The 18,761-nt window shown below is 36.7% G+C and carries 12 protein-coding genes; 5 read left to right on the top strand and 7 right to left on the bottom strand.

What is annotated here, in order from left to right; translation table 11 throughout:
* Nucleotides 1-90 precede the first annotated feature (90 nt).
* The 7 genes from ACWPWS_RS24355 to ACWPWS_RS24385 all read right to left on the bottom strand — a co-directional run bounded on the left by ACWPWS_RS24355 (nucleotide 91) and on the right by ACWPWS_RS24385 (nucleotide 12,334).
* Nucleotides 91-417 carry a VanZ family protein gene (locus tag ACWPWS_RS24355; RefSeq protein WP_348635074.1) on the bottom strand — a complete coding sequence of 109 codons (327 nt, stop codon included), beginning with the start codon at nucleotides 415-417 and terminating at the stop codon, nucleotides 91-93.
* Between the two features lie 25 nt (nucleotides 418-442).
* The gene (gene gcvH, locus ACWPWS_RS24360) at nucleotides 443-820 is read right to left on the bottom strand and encodes a glycine cleavage system protein GcvH (RefSeq protein WP_105684663.1); all 378 of its coding nucleotides are present in this window, start codon (nucleotides 818-820) and stop codon (nucleotides 443-445) included.
* A 107-nt stretch (nucleotides 821-927) separates the two neighbouring features.
* Nucleotides 928-7,962, bottom strand: coding sequence for a T9SS outer membrane translocon Sov/SprA (sov, locus tag ACWPWS_RS24365; protein WP_454048272.1), 7,035 nt, complete (start codon nucleotides 7,960-7,962; stop codon nucleotides 928-930).
* A 57-nt stretch (nucleotides 7,963-8,019) separates the two neighbouring features.
* Nucleotides 8,020-8,604 carry a Holliday junction branch migration protein RuvA gene (gene ruvA, locus ACWPWS_RS24370; RefSeq protein ID WP_454048212.1) on the bottom strand — a complete coding sequence of 195 codons (585 nt, stop codon included), beginning with the start codon at nucleotides 8,602-8,604 and terminating at the stop codon, nucleotides 8,020-8,022.
* Nucleotides 8,605-8,831: 227 nt separating this feature from the next.
* Nucleotides 8,832-11,117: an NADP-dependent malic enzyme gene (locus tag ACWPWS_RS24375; RefSeq protein WP_209786033.1), complete on the bottom strand. Its 2,286-nt coding sequence runs from the start codon at nucleotides 11,115-11,117 to the stop codon at nucleotides 8,832-8,834.
* 16 nt (nucleotides 11,118-11,133) lie between these two features.
* The gene (locus ACWPWS_RS24380; RefSeq protein WP_209786034.1) at nucleotides 11,134-11,985 is read right to left on the bottom strand and encodes a BadF/BadG/BcrA/BcrD ATPase family protein; all 852 of its coding nucleotides are present in this window, start codon (nucleotides 11,983-11,985) and stop codon (nucleotides 11,134-11,136) included.
* Between the two features lie 85 nt (nucleotides 11,986-12,070).
* The gene (locus ACWPWS_RS24385) at nucleotides 12,071-12,334 is read right to left on the bottom strand and encodes a hypothetical protein (RefSeq protein WP_105684657.1); all 264 of its coding nucleotides are present in this window, start codon (nucleotides 12,332-12,334) and stop codon (nucleotides 12,071-12,073) included.
* A 364-nt stretch (nucleotides 12,335-12,698) separates the two neighbouring features.
* Between ACWPWS_RS24385 and ACWPWS_RS24390 the strand changes: the two genes are divergently transcribed.
* From ACWPWS_RS24390 to ACWPWS_RS24410, 5 genes are all read left to right on the top strand, one after another.
* Nucleotides 12,699-13,157 carry a GtrA family protein gene (locus ACWPWS_RS24390; protein WP_105684656.1) on the top strand — a complete coding sequence of 153 codons (459 nt, stop codon included), beginning with the start codon at nucleotides 12,699-12,701 and terminating at the stop codon, nucleotides 13,155-13,157.
* A gap of 3 nt (nucleotides 13,158-13,160) precedes the next feature.
* Nucleotides 13,161-13,898 carry a lysophospholipid acyltransferase family protein gene (locus ACWPWS_RS24395; RefSeq protein WP_209786035.1) on the top strand — a complete coding sequence of 246 codons (738 nt, stop codon included), beginning with the start codon at nucleotides 13,161-13,163 and terminating at the stop codon, nucleotides 13,896-13,898.
* 30 nt (nucleotides 13,899-13,928) lie between these two features.
* The gene (locus tag ACWPWS_RS24400; RefSeq protein ID WP_454048213.1) at nucleotides 13,929-15,374 is read left to right on the top strand and encodes an MFS transporter; all 1,446 of its coding nucleotides are present in this window, start codon (nucleotides 13,929-13,931) and stop codon (nucleotides 15,372-15,374) included.
* Between the two features lie 94 nt (nucleotides 15,375-15,468).
* Nucleotides 15,469-16,428, top strand: coding sequence for a DUF3810 domain-containing protein (locus ACWPWS_RS24405; protein WP_454048214.1), 960 nt, complete (start codon nucleotides 15,469-15,471; stop codon nucleotides 16,426-16,428).
* A 777-nt stretch (nucleotides 16,429-17,205) separates the two neighbouring features.
* A complete protein-coding gene (locus ACWPWS_RS24410) occupies nucleotides 17,206-18,720 on the top strand; it encodes a thioredoxin domain-containing protein (RefSeq protein ID WP_454048215.1) in 1,515 nt (504 codons plus the stop codon).
* Nucleotides 18,721-18,761: the final 41 nt, after the last annotated feature.

Raw genomic sequence — 18,761 nt, forward strand, 5'->3', positions numbered from 1 at the left:
GAATAAGTTGCAGAGTTTGAGGATTGGAGAGTTAGAATGTCAAGTTTGAAGGATAGGAATATGAATCGATTAGCTCTTCCAAAGGAATAATCAGAAAAAACGTTTGACTAATAACTTATAGGTAAAGTATCCTAGCAGACATCCAATAGTATCTGCTACGATATCCAATGTTTCCATAGATCTCCCTAATCCCATTTCTTCCTGCAGGATTTCTGTAAGGAATGCATAGATAAGAATGATCTGAAAAAAGTATGAGAATTTTATTTTTGGGAATGCGGCAATAAAAGAGAACCCCAAGGCAGCAAATATACTGAGATGCAATACTTTGTCTATACCGCTGAACATAAACCAATATTCATGGTTTTCTTCTCCGGGTTTGAGAAGCATATAAGTAAGAAATGCCCAATAAATGGGCAATATCTTACTAAATATTTTTGAAATCTTATCCAATGATAGCTTTGTAATCATCTGCAGAAAGTAACTCTGACTGATCTGCCCCATCAGCAATTTCCAATTTGATGATCCATCCGTCTCCATAAGGATCTGTATTTAACAGTTCAGGCTGAGCTTCTAATTCTGAATTGAACTCAATAACCTTTCCAGCGATAGGTAAGAATAGATCTGAAACCGTTTTTACTGCTTCTACACTTCCGAAAACATCTCCTCCATTAAGATCATCATCTACAGTATCTACGTCAACGTAAACGATATCTCCAAGTTCTCCCTGAGCGAAGTCTGTAATACCAATTGTAGCAACGTTACCTTCGATCTTGATCCATTCGTGATCTTTCGTGTACTTTAATTCTGATGGTGTGTTCATTTTTTAATTTTTATTTTGTACAAATGTATTCAAAAATATAGTAGCTTCAAATATTGGATATAAAAAAAGTCCTTCAAAACTGAAGGACTTTTATGTTTGTATTATTTTTAGAATCCACCTCCGGAATCTCCGAATGTAAATGTGGCAGAAATACCTGCTCTCACTGTAGACAGCGGGAATGCTGTGGAGATCTTATACTTCGAGGTCATTTGTTCATAGAATACTCTCAGGTTCAGGTTTTCGGAAACGTTATAGTCTGCGGAAAGTTTGATATTCATCAATCTCTGTCCTCCAGTAACCTGTGCATCATTTAGCAGAATATTCATAATGGATGTTTTACTGTCTCTTAATGAAATATCTCCTCTGATGTTAAGATCACTACCTTTTCCTCTTGTTCCTCTTCCCCTGATATTGGCTGTTCCTAATCTGAAGTTTCTGATGATATACCCAAGTCTTACAACATATTCTGTATTGGCATCTTCGGTAAGCGTCTGGTTAACTAACCCCAGTACCATCATTCTGGTTCTGTTGTACTGTATCCCAAACTGCATATTGTTTCTCATGGTAACATCTACTCCGATAAGCGGTGAGAAAGATTCTACATATCCAACCTGTGCAAATGTATATGGATTGATCTTATCGCCATCGTTTTTGACTACAGTTCCTGCATCATTTACTGTCTGATAGTATCCGTCCGGATTACCGTGATAATCTACATTGCTTTGAATACCTGTTGCAGTGTAGGTAGCGGTATAGGCATGTAAGATATCAAACTTCGTAAACTGCCCACTGATCATTGGGATGTTTTTCAATCCGGAATAGGTAATTCTCCAGTTTGGTAACGGGAATCCTGATTTTTTAGGATTGCCCATAGGCGTCACGGATTTCCCTTCCATCGCTGCTCTAAAGGCAGGAATCAATACATAGGCATTTCCAATACTGTAGTGCTTAGCAAATCCATTGTTATCCAATACCGCTCCAGGACCTCCCAACTGCTGAGAAAGGGCTCTTGCATTTTCTCTGATTGCCTGATAAACTGCCTGCCCATCTTTAAATGATGTACTAAGAAGCATTGTCGTATTGGAATAGGTGGTCATCTCGCTGGCAAATGTAAAGTCCGGATCAGAAACCCCACCATTGATATAGTTAAATCCTGTATGTGAGAAGTTACTGTTAAAAGTATGCAACACATTAAGGTCAACTCTTAAATCATTCATCGGCATCACCTGTAGGTCTGCTCTCAATTCTTTGGTCGACATTCTTACGTATGGATCCGTCATATAATTGGAATCACTCACCCATCCGTTTTCCATTACTGTTCTTCTGATATCAGCCTGTGATCCTAAAAGGAATCCTAGAGTTGGTCCACCCAGTGTCTGTCCAGATCCATACCAGTTTGGAGCTGATATTAGTCCCGGAAGTACTGTTCCATTCGTTTCGTTATAACTTACGTTTAACTGTTTGAAAGAAGTCAATAAGAATGCTGCACTTTGAAGTGGAGTAAGCTTATTCTTAAATTTATATTTCTTATATCTGTATCTGTTTTTCTCCCACTGTTTCGCATACACATTATTCAGAGAGTCCATTTCCTGTCTGCGTTTCTGAAGTTTGGCATTAATATTTTTGAAATAATTAAACTGGCCAAAGAACTTCGGAAGATCCGCAGAAGCTGTTGCCTGAATCACATTCGTATTCTGGCCTATAGATCCTAAACTTGTTGTTTTATTATTGTTGTTAGGATCCACAAATCCAGTCAACGAAGTAGATCTTGCCGCCCAGTTATAGGTAAATCCGTATCCTACTTCCGCATCAATAAAGTCCAGATAAGGCAGATACTGGAATGGTAATTTATAGTTTAACTGTGCTCTGTGGTTATACAATACCGGTCTTCCGGCTCTGAATACATTTCCGAAGATTGACTTGCTGTCCATCGAATTCACATCCAGATTATCATTCAGCGTTCTGGTGGCAGAGTTGATTTCCAGTTTTAATGATTTTGTGAAATTGAATCCTAATCCATACTGCCATCCAAAGAAGAAGTTTCTGTTTCTGATAGCATCAAAATTATTGTTCATGTCACCATTCAGGATAGCTTCTACATTTCTGAACTCAAGCTCGTTGTAATTTCTGTCGATTTCAGTTCTGAAAGATATTCTTGTAGGAATTGGGTTAATATTGAATTCCTTCACCCATCTCAGATATTTTGTAGACTTTGCGGTATCACTGATTATCTTGTTGAAAGGCTTCAATACCCACGGTTTAAACGTGTAGTTATAATCAATATATCCTCTCAGATACTGTCTATAATTTCTCTTGGTATAGATATCTCTGAAATAGTCATCGTTATAAACAGCCGTTACTGAAACGTTTTCAATATCATAAAACTTAGACTTTTTATTTGGATTTACTCTTTCTTTATGCATGTTGACAACTCCGATACTTCTCTGCTGAGTATACGTTCTCGCTACTTTTTTCAACTGCTCCTTGTTGGGCGCCTTACTGAATTCTACATCGGTATCCAGAGGATTGTACTTTGGATCTTCAATAGTCTGCGAGTAAGAATAGTTTAAAGGAATTTTTACTCCGGTTTTTTCAGGAAGGAATTTATCTACATTAATGGCAGTGTTAATACTGAATGCTGATTGAGTAGACTGGGTTCTTTCCGCAGGTTTTGAATCAATATTCCCGAAACCAACTGAGGTATACGAGGCATTGGCATTCACTGTTGCCAGATCTCCCATATTAAAGTTTAAGCTGGCATTTCCTGCATACCCTCCATCATTTTCAATTTCAGAAAGACGGATTTCGTTTACCCAAAGAACTCTTGATATAGTAGAGTTTGTTCTTGGATCTGCATTTCTTACCCCAATCATAATGGTGGTAACATTTCCTAAACTCGGTCTACCTTTGATATAAATATTTTTATAAGGTTCCTGATATCCTGTATCAACTGTTCTATTCGTAATGGCTACACCAGATTTGTCTCTTCTGATTTTAGCATCTACAAAGTTCTGAACATCAAAATCAACTTCATTTTCTATTGGCCAGATCTCCATAGGAGCTGTTGCTGTTGTAGGAGTCATTCTTAAAGATGATTCATACTCGTAATAGTTATCAGTAGCATCGCTTCCGAAACGGATAAAGAATTTGGTATTCTCATCCAGTCCAATTACTCTGTTCAATGGATCATGAGCGTGTACAAACAGCTTCAGCTTTTTGTATCTTCTCATATCCAACGTTGTATTTTTGAATACTCCTCTTGCCTCAGTTTTAAGATCTTTCACTTTCATGTAAAGTGAAGCTTCATTCTGTCTCTGTGCTCCTGCATTTCCACTCAAGACCTGTCTGTCAATTCCCGGAGGCAATACATATGGAGGCTGATTCAATGCATTTTCTTCAATATTTACACTTCCTATTTCAAAATTAGGATCTGTCACAGTTCCTGTTCCTTCTTCTGGATTAGTAACATTTAAACTTGCAATTTTACCTGTATACTTTCTCCAGTCTGATCTTACAAGATCCATTGTTCCGAATCTCAGAGTAGAGGTCTGATCAAATCCTGCAAGCATCAATCTTGCAAATCTTACGTTATTTAATACTTCATCTTCGTGTGTACCTTCAGCTGGATCATAATTTGCTACAGGAATTCTAAACAGGTACCATTTAACATCTGAAGACTGTCCGTTCTGGAATGTTGCTTTTACTGTTTTTACATCTACAATATTGTTCCCTCCCAGCGCTAAACTTTGCTTATCAAGTTTGATCACATACTGATTATAGTTTTCAGTCTGATCAAGGTTATAGTCTTTATTGATATCTTCAGCATCCGGAGTTTGTGAAGCCACATTCAGAGAGTTGGCTTCTGAGTTTCCTTCAGGGTTTCTGAAATATTTGTATCGTTCTACAACAGAAGCTGCCTGGCTTCCTGTAAATTTATCAGAAAGATAGAATACGAAGTCATCCACTGCAGGGTCAGCAATATTGGTTACCGGGTTTACAAATGTATTTCCGAATCTCATAGCTTCCTGATCAGAAGTAAGACCGTCATATCCTGCATCCTGCACTTTTCTGTCTTCTCCTTCTGTAGAGAAGGCATATAAAATTGGTGGTTGTTTTGGCTGTATTCCCCAGTTTGAATTCGTTGTAGAAGATGGTGTACCTGGAGTTGGCAATCCATTTTCATACTGCATTTTTCCATCCTTCAATACATCTTCAGAAACGTTTCCTAAGTGAAGTAAAAGTTTTGGATCAGTACCCAGTGTTTTACCATCTGCGTATGGATCCATCATCCAGAATTCAACGTATTCAATGTTTGAAGTAACAAAGTTCGGGACGCTGATCGATCTCATGATCCCCGCCCATCTGCTTTGTGCCTGTTCCGTTAACGGGTTTACGTTGTATGGTCCTTTTTCTTTAGGGAAGTAAGAAATATCGAAAGTATTCGTAAAGGTTTGTTCTCCTGCTACGAAATCTCTGTTATTATAAATCTCCGAATATTGTACTCTTCTGGAAGCGTGATTAGATACAGACTGTGGGGTAACTCCTGCCGGTGCTTTTCCTCCAACGCCCCAGAATCTAGGGTCGATATTATACCATGTTAATAGTCCTCTTCCATATCCACTCGTTATATCGTCATCTCCTGGTACTGTATTAAATGGCGGCAGTGTATTTTTTTCCGGTTTTGAAGCAAGGCTCCATGCTGCCGGTTCTTTTAATGATATTTTAGAAGTTGTTTGTTCAAAATCATCAATGTAAGACTGATTATTTGTGCCTTTATTCAATCCAGGTAACAAGTACGCCGCTTCCATCTTGAAGTTTAAGTTAGATGGAGCTTCGGTTTTCACCATTGGAAGTTTGTTGGTCAATCTTGTAAGGTAAGGAGCCTGATTGTTGTACATCAAGTTGATTCCTGCCATGGTATTGTTTACCGCTTCCTGTCCGAAATTTACTTTCTGGGTTAGTGGAGACTCAGAGTAATTGATCACCGTTCCTCCTAAGATAAAGTTTTCACTAAATCTTCTTTCTAAATTTAATCCTAAGAATCTTTTTCTTTGGGTATTAAATGTCAATTGGTTTTCAAGTGAAATATTGATTGCCTGTCCGGACTGTTTTACATTTTCATTAATGATTGTAACCGTACCAAGCATATAATCTACGGTATAGTCTACACCTTCTGTAAGCTGTACTCCATTTGCAGCCACTTTTACTGATCCCTGAGGAACGTTTACTGCACCTAAAGATATACCCTGCCCCTGAACACCTTTATAACGGCCTTCCATTGTATACCTCTGTGAAAGGTTACTGGCGGACGCTTGTTGTTTTTGTTTGGTATAAAGATCCTGAAATACATATTGAGGATCACTTGTACCTAATTTTGCTTCCAGAAATTTACCGAAAGGCTGTACTTTGGTAAAAATCACTCTTCCTGTTTCCGGTCTGATGGTAATCCCATTGACAAAGTCGAAAATACCGTCTCCTTTACTTCCGTCTTTATTGTTCTGGATATCGCCGTTCATATTAAGACGGTCCCAGTTGAATAACTTCAATAAGTTCTGATCTTTTACAGGAGTGTCTGGAAGATAGTTTACTTTACCTCCTGTTTTTGGATCTCTGTAATAAACATTCAGAATAAAACCATCTGGAGATACCTGTCCTGCATCCATGGAATAAACATTCTTCATCATCAGGTCCCACATCGGAGATTGAGTGTTCACTTTATTGTTTACTCTCAATACTTTGGTGATCAACACCGGGCTTTCTTCAGAGAACTCTCCTACTTTATATACTTTATTGCTTCCGTTAACCGTATATGAGTAGGAAACGGCTAAAAGCTGCTGGTCATTAAGCTTTTGATTTAATGAAATATATCCTAACTGAGGTTGGTAGGTAAATTCATTAGCATTCAGTTTCCTCGCTTTTGTAGCAAGAAGAAATTCTTCTCCGTTACTATAGGGAGTAGGTGTTCCCGGGAAGACATGCCCTTGAAAAAGAGCATTGTAATTTTTCCCTGCTTCTCTTGTTCCGGCTACTGCAGATACCTCATCATACAAACCGTTCAACGAGTTATCCGGCAGAGTAACTCCTCCAGGTCCTTCTCCAAGGTCTCTGATCCCGATAATACTTTTTTGATACGCGAGATTACTGTTCCCCTGATCAAGTACCCAGACTTCCATTCTGGTAATATTGATTGTTGAATTGATCTGTGGGTAATTAAGTAAGGCATCATCATATTTGTTCAGGAAATAGTGCCCTAAAAAGAAATGCTGGTTTTCTTCATAGTCAATCGCATTGACTTTAAAGTTGTTCATCACACCACCACCCTGAACTACAATATTACGAGCCTCTCCCTGTTGCTGGGAAAGAACAACCGTTCCAAATGTTTTTCCTAACTGAAACTCTGTTTTCACCCCAAACAATGATTGTGAACCACGGATAAGGCTGGTTGAAAGCGGCATATTTACGTTACCAAACTCAACTCTTTTGATGATTTTATCTTCTCCTCCTTCGTTGGGTTTATCTACATTTCCAAGACCTTTACTTTGAAGATCTTTCCAGCTTCCTTTTGCCTGCCAAACAAGATTCATTCTGTTTTCAAAAGCAAAACCACTCTGGGTATCATAATTGGCCTTTAACTGAAGGTTTTCCCCTACTTTCCCCAATAATCCCAGCTGAATTCTCTGATCGATATCAAAGGTAAAACTGGTCCTGTTTTGCGGCAGGATCATCGGGTTATCTATTTTCTGGTAAAGTCCTGCAAAATCAAGGGATGCATACCCGGAAGGAATGATTTCAATTTTGTTACCTCCGAAAATTGTTTCAAAAAGCCTGTTATTAATTAACAATGAAGGAATTAGCCCCTGCTTTCTTGCATCGGATCTGTCTTTTCTGAAAAGAAGGTTATATTTATCAGATTTCTCCTTGTAATAAGCTTTTGTCTGGCTGGCAAGCATATATTCTTTATACTCTTCCGGAGACATGGCTGTAGGAGGACCTGTAATGGTATTTCCAATTTTGGGATACACATAGTACATCCCGGTTTTTATGTCGTAATAGGCTTCGTACCTCGTAGGGTCTGCCACTTCATATTGTTTTCTTATGATCGCTGTATCTTTCTGTGCCTGTGCAAAAGCACTGACAGACATACACAGGAACGACAGGAACAAAAATATGTTAAGATGCTTAATATTCGCCACCAAATGTTAAATGTTTTTTAAGATTTGTTTAACCAATTCTTCTACCGAGATGCTTGGATTTTGTTTTATAAATTTATCCGCAATCTTCTCGCTCGTTCGTTTAGGAATGCCTAAAACTTCTAATGCAGATAACGATTCTTCCTTAATTTTATTATCCGCCATTACAGAAATGTTCGCATTCGGATCACTGTATTTCTGTACTTTATCTTTAAGATCCACAATAATTCTTTCAGCAGTTTTTGCACCAATTCCTTTTGCTTTTTGGATCAATGCACTGTTTCCGGAAAGTATGGCAGAAGCAATCTCATCAAGGCTTAATGTTGACAACAGAATAAGTGCTGAAACAGCTCCTACTCCATTAACGCTTATTAACAGATTGAACATTTCTTTTTCTGAACGTGTGTTAAACCCAAAGAGAAGATGGGCATCTTCACGGATGATCTGCTGGATAAATAAAAAGGTCTGCTGATTCAAAACCAGCGTTTGTGAGGTCATCAAACTGATTCCCACATAGTAACCAACTCCTTGTACATTAATGACAGCGTAGGTAGGCGTAAGTTCTTGAACAGTGCCTTGTAAAGAAAATATCATTATTAATTTTTAAAACTCCCAAATATAGCAATTTAAACTAATTAATGTTTTCATTTGATGTACGAATGATTTTTAACTTAAATTTCAAATAAGAATTCAAGGAATTAACATAAAAACAAAAGACTCCAAAATATGGAGTCTTTTTACTATCTGAACACGGTTTAAAGTGTCATTTTTTAAATAAGAGAGATGGATTACTTATTTTCGGTAATGCCATCCATTCTGTATTATTTTTTCTCTCTTCTTTGCGCATCAAGAACAGCAATGGTAGCAAGGTTTACAATCTCATCTACGCTTGAACGCATCTGAAGTACGTGAACAGGCTGCTTTAATCCCATTAAGATGGGCCCGATAACCTGTGCTACTTTCATCCCTCTTATAATTTTGTAAGAAAGATTAGCACTTTCAAGGTTAGGGAAGATGAAGGTGTTCGCTGGTGTAGTACCTAATTTTGAGAATGGGTAATCACTCAGGTGGTCTGCATTCATAGCGAAATCCGGTTGAATTTCACCATCTACAACCATTTTAGGGAATTTCTCGTGGAGAATACTTACTGCTTTTGCTACTTTTTTAGAGGTTTCAGAGATGGCAGCAAAGTTTTCAAATCCAAGCATGGCAATCCTTGGTTCGATAGCAAAAGATTTCACTGTAAATTCTGCCATTTTAGCAATATTCACAAGATCTTCCGAAGTAGGATTTTGGTTGATAGAAGTATCTGCGAAGAAAATAGGTTTCTTTTCAGACAGGATCATCATCATGGCCGCTACTTTGTCTACTCCTTTATCTTTTTCAATAACTTCCAAAACAGGACGTAAAACTGATGTATAGTTTTTAGAGAATCCTACGATAAGACCATCAGTATCTCCATGTCTAAGCATAAGAGGTCCGAAATAATCTCTCTGACGTACATATCTCTTTGCTTTGTACTCGTTCATTCCTTTTCTCTGACGAAGTTTCCAAAGGGTTTCTCTGTATTTTTTTCTGTTTTCTTTCTGATCGTCATCACTTGGATCAATGATCGGAACATCCAGGGTAATTCCGTAACGCTCCATCTGCTCCTTGATGTATTTTTTATCTCCTAAAAGACTTGGATAAGCAATTCCTTCTTCATAAAGAATCTGGGCAGCTTTCAATACATTGTATTCTTCAGCATTTCCAAGGGTGATTCTTTTCGGATTGGATTTTGCACGGCTCTGCATCATTCTTACCAATCTCTCATCTCTTCCCATTCTGTCTAAAAGCTGGTGCTCGTATTCTTCAAAATCCGTAATGGTTTTTCTGGCAACACCACTTTCAATAGCCGCTTTTGCTACAGCACTTGATACTTTTGTGATCAGTCTGTTATCAAAAGGTTTTGGAATGAAATATTCTCTTCCGAACTGTAAGTTCTGAACGTTGTATGCTAAAATTACAGCTTCCGGTACCGGTTCTTTTGCAAGATCGGCAATGGCATGTACAGCAGCCAGTTTCATGTCTTCATTAATTCCTGTAGCCTGTACATCTAATGCTCCACGGAAAATGTAAGGGAATCCCAGTACATTGTTTACCTGGTTAGGATAATCACTTCTTCCTGTTGCCATGATTACATCTTTACGAGTGTCAAGGGCAAGATCATAAGCAATTTCCGGATCAGGGTTAGCTAAAGCGAATACAATAGGATTTTCGCTCATGCTCAACAACATTTCAGGAGTCATTACGTTTCCTTTTGATAATCCCACAAAAACATCAGACCCTTTTACAGCATCTTCTAATGTTTCGATATCCGTCTGAGCAATGAAATCTAATTTTTCAGGAGTAAGGTTCTCTCTCTTATGATTGATTACCCCCTTACTGTCACACATCAGGACGTTTTCTTTTTTCAGTCCTAATGAAATATAAAGCTTGGTACATGCAATAGCTGCAGCTCCCGCACCATTCACCACCATTTTCACTTTATCAATATCTTTATTCGCAATTTGCAAAGAGTTGATCAATGCAGCAGCAGAGATAATTGCGGTTCCGTGCTGGTCATCATGCATCAAAGGAATATTTAACTCCTCTTTTAACCTTTGTTCTATATAAAAAGCTTCAGGAGCTTTAATATCTTCCAGGTTAATCCCTCCGAAAGTAGGAGCGATACCTTTTACGATTTCAATAAATTTATCCGGATCTTTTTCATCGATCTCAATATCAAATACGTTGATATCTGCAAAGATCTTGAATAAAAGCCCTTTCCCCTCCATTACCGGCTTTGAAGCTTCAGCACCGATATCTCCCAGTCCAAGTACGGCAGTACCGTTAGAAATTACTGCTACCAGGTTTCCTTTTCCTGTATAATCATACACAGTTTCCGGTTTATCATGAATTTCCATACAAGGAACAGCTACTCCCGGAGAATAAGCCAATGACAAGTCTCTTTGAGAAGAGTGTGGCTTTGATGGGATTACTTCAATTTTTCCTTTGGGTTCTGCTTTATGATAATCTAGCGCTGCCTGGCTAAAGTTCTTTTCGTCACGATTGTTGTTACTTGACATAAAATTTGGTTTTTTGTTAAAGTATATATTTAATGTGGTAATCTACTAAGCTTTCTATTGGTTTCTGCACAACATGTCCCACATTTAAATTAAGTTCTGTAGCTACAGAACGTAGTATATTTTCATAATAATAAGCGATAGATCCGATAAAATTGATTTCAACGTCTTTAGCTTCTTCATAGGGGATTACCTGGTATTCAAAGAAGTTTTTCATTTCCTCAAAAACCATATCCCTGAAATAAGGATGATCTTTTCTTTCGATCACAAATTTGGTAAAGTCTGCCAAATAAGCATTTGGTCTTGTCGTATGATACATATTTTGCAATGCATCCTCTACGGTAAGCAGATAATTGGCTTCAAATTCGGCACGAAGGTCTGAAGGCAGTTTTTTCATGAAATATCTGCGCAGCAATTGTTTTCCTATCGCACTGCCGCTTCCTTCATCTCCAATAATAAATCCTAATGAAGGTAATTCTATTTTTACATTTTCACCGTCGAAATAACAAGAATTTGATCCTGTGCCAAGAATGCACACGATAGCAGGTTTTCCGCTGTATGCTGCATAGGCCGCAGCCATCAGATCTTCCTTCACAATAAATTCTGCTTTTACAAAAACCTTCTTCAGCTCTTCCTCTATGGTTTCGCAGTTTTTTTTCACACCACATCCGGAACCATAAAAATAGACCTTGGTAATTGAATTTTTAAGGGACATCAGATTGCTATTTTTCTGCACCTCAGGAGCGATAAGTTCTCTGTTGATAAAATTCGGATTGAAACCGATTGTTTCTGTTTTCAGAAAAACCTTCTTAAAGTCATCAAGTATTACCCAATCCGATTTAGTAGAACCACTATCTACAATAGCAACCATATTTTAGATTTTAATTTAAGGGTGCTAAATTAGGAATTTATCTTCAATTAGCGTTTAAAAACAACCTGGAAGCTGTCTAAAATCATTAATGTTTGATTTGTGTTTTTTTTTCGTTGAATTGTAAGAGCCAGTCTTCTATTTCATCTTCCAGATAGGAAGTCTGTAATACCATTGCATTGATAAAATCATCAGGCACTGGTTCTCCGTTGGAGTTTTCAAGATTCCACAATTCATTTGACATATTTTCATATTCAGAATACACTCTTTTGAAGCGGGAATTTTCTTTCTCAAGAGCCTCAATATTTTTCTGTTGAAGCTGGAATTTTCTGTATTTGTTTTGACTTTTCATACAAATATTATTAATAATTGGGTCATAAAATGTTGGAGTATATGCGCTTAACCGTGCACTACAAGATAGAAAAAACCATCAACACAAGGAGTTGAAAATGAATTTATTATCAGGTCATTATTACATCATTCTGAATATTAAAATTAGAAATAATTTTTATTAAAAAAAATATTTTAACAACTTTTTTCAGTGTTTAACATATAGTTATAAATTTGCATATCCATATTGTGAAGCTATGTAATTATTGGTATTTTAAAACCATTATTATGAAGAGGAATTCACTAAGGTGTTTATCTGCTGGGATATAGATCACTTCAGTACACTATCCGGTATGGACAAAGATGTTTAGTTTTATACTCATTACATGAAAGAAATACTCTTACGCCAGAAACAGGTTTTGTTCTTCATCATTGCAGGAGGACTGAGTGCCATTATAGAAATAGGCAGCTTTAAGATTTTCAGCACCTATCTTCCGCACTTCTTTGTAAAGGAAACCAACTTCTATGGGATACATTATCCTTTAAGTAATATTTTTTCTACCAGCTGCGGGATTATTACCAACTACTTCCTGAGTATCTGGTTTGTATTTGAAAGGGGAAAGCATTCGAAGAGAAAAGAGTTTGCTTATTTCATGGTTGTTTCTTTCTTTTCAACATTACTAAGCTTAGGTTTTTTCCAAATATTCTACAGTTTCATTTTTAAGGATAATATCAATTTATTTTTTTATACCTTGAGCCCGGAAATGATCAGCAAAATTGCAGCAATATTGCTGGTTTCCATTCTGAATTATTCGATAAAGAAGAAAGTAATTTTTAACGGTTAAGCTGTGACAAAAATTTTAAATTATCTCTGGAGATTCTGGCTGCTACTGTTGGCATTTTTTCTGACAGTCATTATTGGAATCCCGGTTTATATTTTATCCTTTAATAAAAAGCATTATAAATACGGCTATAAACTTGTCAGACTATGGTGTTTCGGCATGTTTTACGGAATGGGCTTCAGATATGATCTGACGAACCTTTCGGAACAGGTAAAAGATAAGAACATCCCTTATGTCTTTATCTCCAACCATACGTCCATTATGGATATTATGCTTGTCTGCATCCTGTTTCCGGATCATCCGATTTGTTTTGTAGGAAAAAAAGAACTGGTAAAGATTCCTATTTTTGGAACCATATATAAAAGGATTTGTGTCATGGTAGACAGGGCCAGTGCAAAAAGCCGAGCCGATGTATACCGCAGATGCGCAGAGAAGATGGAGGAAGGCAACAGTATTGCTATTTTTCCTGAAGGTGGTGTACCTGACGACACTTCTGTTATCCTCGATGATTTTAAGGACGGTGCCTTCATGCTGTCTTCAAAACATCAATCTCCTATAGCTGTTTATACCTTTGTGGGACTCAAGGAAATGTTCCCGTTTGAAAACTCAAAAGGCTATCCTGGAAGAGTAAAAGTGTATTTCAATGGAATCATGGAGCCTACAGATTCGCCAAAAGACTTAAAGGCAGAGGCTTATGAGACAATAAAAAAAACCTTAATCAGGTATTCCGTTGAAAGGAAATAGTTATATTTGTTTGTGAAATCTATAATAAATATGTCAAATTATTCTAAACAAACCAATTGGGCACAATTCATTCCGTTGGTTACTGTATTCTTCTTTTGGGGATTTGTAGCAGCCAGTAATGATATTCTGATCCCAGTTTTTCAAAAAGCCTTCAATCTATCTCAAACTGAAAGTATGCTGGTGCAGATATGCTTTTATGTAGCGTATACTGTAGGTTCTTTAATTTATATGATTGTATCAAAGAGTCTGAAACAGGATTTGATCAACAAAATCGGGTACAAAAACGGCCTTATTGTAGGACTTTTGATTTCCGCATTGGGAACTCTACTGTTCTACCCTGCCGCCAATATGCATTCTTTCCCTTTAATGATCTCCGGATTATTTATTGTAGGTTTAGGATTCTCTCTTCAACAGATTGTTGCCAATCCGCTTGCGATTGAGGTAGGCCCTACAGAAACAGGATCTCAGAGATTAACAATGGCCGGGGGAATCAACAACCTAGGAACAACCATCGGGCCGCTTATCGTTGCATTTGCCATTTTTGGTTCTGCAAGTGCTGCCAATACAGAAGCAAGTATAGAAAGTGTAAAAATACCTTACCTGATATTGGGAGCAGCCTTTGCGCTTGTAGCTTTAATGCTTAAATTTTCTTCTCTTCCTGCTGTAACTCCTACTAACACTAAGGATACAGATGACACAACTCCGGGAGAGCACAGAAAATCAGCATTCCAGTATCCTCAATTGGTCATGGGAATGATCGCCATCTTCGTCTATGTAGGAGTAGAAGTTTCTACGGCAAGTAATCTTCCTGCCTATATGGAAAAAAATCTAGGATTTGAAACAAAAGATGTAGCTCCTTACATCTCTCTATACTGGGCATCATTAATGATTGGCCGTTGGACAGGTGCTGTAGAAGCATTTGACGTAAACGCAGGATTCAAAAAGGTCTTAAGGTTCTTAGCACCTTATCTTGCATTTGGGGTATTTTTATTTGTAAATGCACTTGCTCATCATGATCTTTCTCCGTTCTATGTATATGGATTTATCATTATTGCGATGATTATCTGTGATATTTTAAGTAAAGGAAACCCGGCAAGAATGCTTCTGATCTTCTCTTTAGCAGGGATCACAGCTTTACTTGTTGGTATGTTTACTACCGGAATGGTATCTGTATATGCATTCACCAGTGTAGGTCTTTTCTGCTCTACTCTATGGCCATGTATTTTCGCATTGGCAATTAACGGACTTGGAAAACACACCAATCAAGGTTCAGGATATCTTATTATGATGATTATGGGTGGAGGTATCGTAAGCTTTATACAAGGGTATATTGCCGATCTAACGAATATCCATTTCAGTTATATCGTAGGGGTTATTTGTTTTGCTTATCTTGCATTCTATGCAATCCGTGTAAGTGGAATCCTGAAGGCTCAGGGTATTGATCTGGATAAAGTATCTAAAGGTAATGGTCATTAATATAACGACAAAAATATATAAGAAAAAGAGATTTTGGGCAGGTGTATTACTTGCCCAATTTCTTTTGTTCTATGGATTCTCAAAATCCAAAGTGATGATTTCTTTTTTTGAAAGCTTTTTTGAATTTCAGAAAAGAGCTCACCAGATACTGTTCAGTTGGGCTCCGTTTTCTGTTGGAGATTTGATTTATATTATTCTCGCAGCTTTTCTTTTATATTATTTCATTACTTTATTCAAAAAGCAACGAAGAAATAATTCGATGATAAAGATACTGATCATCATGAATCTGTTTTATTTCATTTATCAGATGTTTTGGGGAATGTTGTATTTCCAGACTCCTATTATTCAAAAACTTTCAAGCCAGGAAGAACCCAATGTGAATAAGGCAAAAAAACTGGCTCTTATCTATCTTGAAAAATGCAGACAAACCCGACAGTCTGTTCATGAGGACAATAAGGGCGTTTTTATCATCACTGACCTAACTTCTATCCAAAAGGAAATCCTGAATCAGCAGACAACATTACCTTCTTATATTTCGGATAAAAGAGCTCCTCAGATACTGGATATCAAACCCAGTTTATTCAAGAATGTAATGAATTTTACAGGCATTCTCGGATACTATAATCCCTTTACCGCAGAAGCTCAGTATAACTCTGAATTACCTCATACTTTCATTCCCTTCACAACCGCCCACGAAAGCTCTCATCAATTAGGCTTCGCAAGAGAACAGGAGGCTAATTTTGTGGGATATTTGATAGGGATTCATTCCGGCAATCCGGAGTTAAAATACAGTACAGAGTTATTCACTTTAAAAAGTCTTTTGAGATTCATTGCAGAGGAAGATCCTGAATTTGTAAAGAATATTCTTCATCATTATTCTCCAGCAATGAAAAGAGATCGTGCTTATGAAAAAAGCTTCATTTTCCGTCACCAGGGTTGGCTGGATGATTTCTTTGGATTTACCAATAATCTGTTTCTGAAAAGCAATCAGCAGGAAGGTTCAGTCACGTATTCTTACTTTATAGATCTTCTTCTAAATTATGAGAGAACATAAAAAAAGAATCGTATCAGGCGATACGATTCTAAAAACACAAATGATGAAAAAAAATTTATTACCTTGACTTGTTCCCTCATTCAAGGCGATGTAAAAGTACGACATATTTTATAAATACAAAAACATTTCCATCCTTTTTTAAAACTTTATGAAAAATTTATGATTTTTTAAGTTTTTTTGAGTTCATTCCATCTTGTCACAAATCACACAAAACAACGACATACAACATCCAAAACAAGGTTTAAATCCATATAAGCTAAGAAAAATTCAAAAAATAAAACATTTACTTAGATAAAAAGCATTCCATTTCTATCCTGTTTTTGCTATTTTAAAAATTGGAGTTATCTATAGTATTTGATGTGATATTTCTAAAATTTTCACCTCAAAAATTGCGAAATATCTGAATCATTTTTAGGCTATTATTAATTCTGTTTTTACCTAAATAAAAGAGCATTTCACTCACATAAGTAAAGTTTATTGTAAACTTCATCCTGAAAATTTCAAAATACAACCTGTAAGAATATCATTTATTTCTCTTAAAACAAAACCTGCTACAGATATCAAAACACCGAATACTACAGGATTTCTAGAAAGAGATCCATCTCTTGTTTAGGAGTACAATTTTGTGTTGTAAAACGGGTTTTTAGCTTACAATCCTATAGAATAAAATACTGAGGATCAAATAAAATCTATCAATACCCACTTATATCTCACTAATAAAGGAAATTTTTTTTTGTATATTTAAAACATCTGTGTATTTTAGATAAAAATATTAATATGATTTTTGACAAACTAATTAACCATCTAAAACTCGATAAACAGGAATTTATTTTTCAGTTCAACTCCCATCCTAATTACCCATCTGCACTGGCATTCAGCGATACTCTGAACTTTATGGGAGTTAAAAATGATGCTTACGAACTTGACAAAGAATATTGGGATGAACTTCCGGAAGAATTTATTGCCATTGTTGAGAATTCATTTTCTTTGGTAAAGAAGTCAGGAAGTAATTATTCAGTATATTCAGAAAAAGCAAAGACCTTAGGTAAAGAAGAACTTTATACTAAATCAACAGATTTCGTACTCCTTTTTGAAAAAACTGAAAATGCAGAAAGCAAACTGACCTTCAATTTCAAACCGGTTCTTTACCTCATTTTTGCTGCTGTTCTTGCTTATTCTTTTATAAGCCAAACCATTTATGAAGCCCTCTTTAATGTTCTTTCGTTAGCAGGAGTTTATATTTCTCTGGAAATTTTCAACCAGAAATTCGGAAATACCTCTACTGTCATCGGAAGTATATGCGGAGGCGGAGGGGCTGCAGCAACCCAGACAGCCAACTCATGTGATAAGATTATCAAACAGGATAAAACCAGTATTTTAGGGTTAAAATTTGCAGATTTTTCTCTTATCTATTTTGCAGGACTTGCCGTATTGGGTCTGTTCTTACCTGCCACAGCTTATATCGTAAAAGGATTTACATTCGTTTCTGTACTTGCCATCGGATACTCTCTATACATTCAGGCATTTGTAGAAAAAACATTCTGTAGAGTATGTCTTTTAATTATTTCAATCCTGGCAGGCCAAATTGTAATAAGCAGCTTATTTTTCGAGAATCTGTCATTCAGTGTGGGAACGCTTTTATTGACTGTCATTCTGTGGGCTCTTGTATTCTCTGCAGTGATCTATTTCAACACGCTACTTGAGCAAAAGGAAACACTTCAAAAATCGAATGCAAAAAACCTTAGATTCAAAAGAAATTATGAGCTGTTCAAAAACCAGATGGAACAGAATCCCAAAATAGAATTTCAGGATACTGAAACTTTTGCTGTTGGAAAAAGAGATGCTAAACTTCGTATTTCTATCGTTTCTAATCCATATTGTGGTTTCTGTAAAGATGCTCATAAACTGGTGGAAGGTCTTTTGGAGAAATATCCGGATACTCTTTCTTTGCAGATGAGATTTAATTATACCCCGGACAGAGCTCCTGAAAAATACACACAGCTTCTTTCAGACTTAACTCATATTTACCATAATAAACCCGAAAAAGAGTTTTTACATGCAGTAGAAGAATGGTTCGAAACCAAGGATGAAAGCAAAATCAATGCTCTTTCCGGAGGAACTGTAACATCAGAAAACCTTAACCCAATGGTGGAGATGACTAATGAAAACAGTAATGCAGGATTAAACTTTACTCCGATCTTTATCATCAACGGATATCAGTTCCCTGACAAATATGATCGTGAAGATATTTTATTCTTTATTGATGAATTAATAGAGGATGATGAGATATAATAAATAAATCTCATCCATTTAAAAATTTCACTATCTTAGGA

This window comes from Chryseobacterium sp. Marseille-Q8038 (assembly GCF_965111995.1).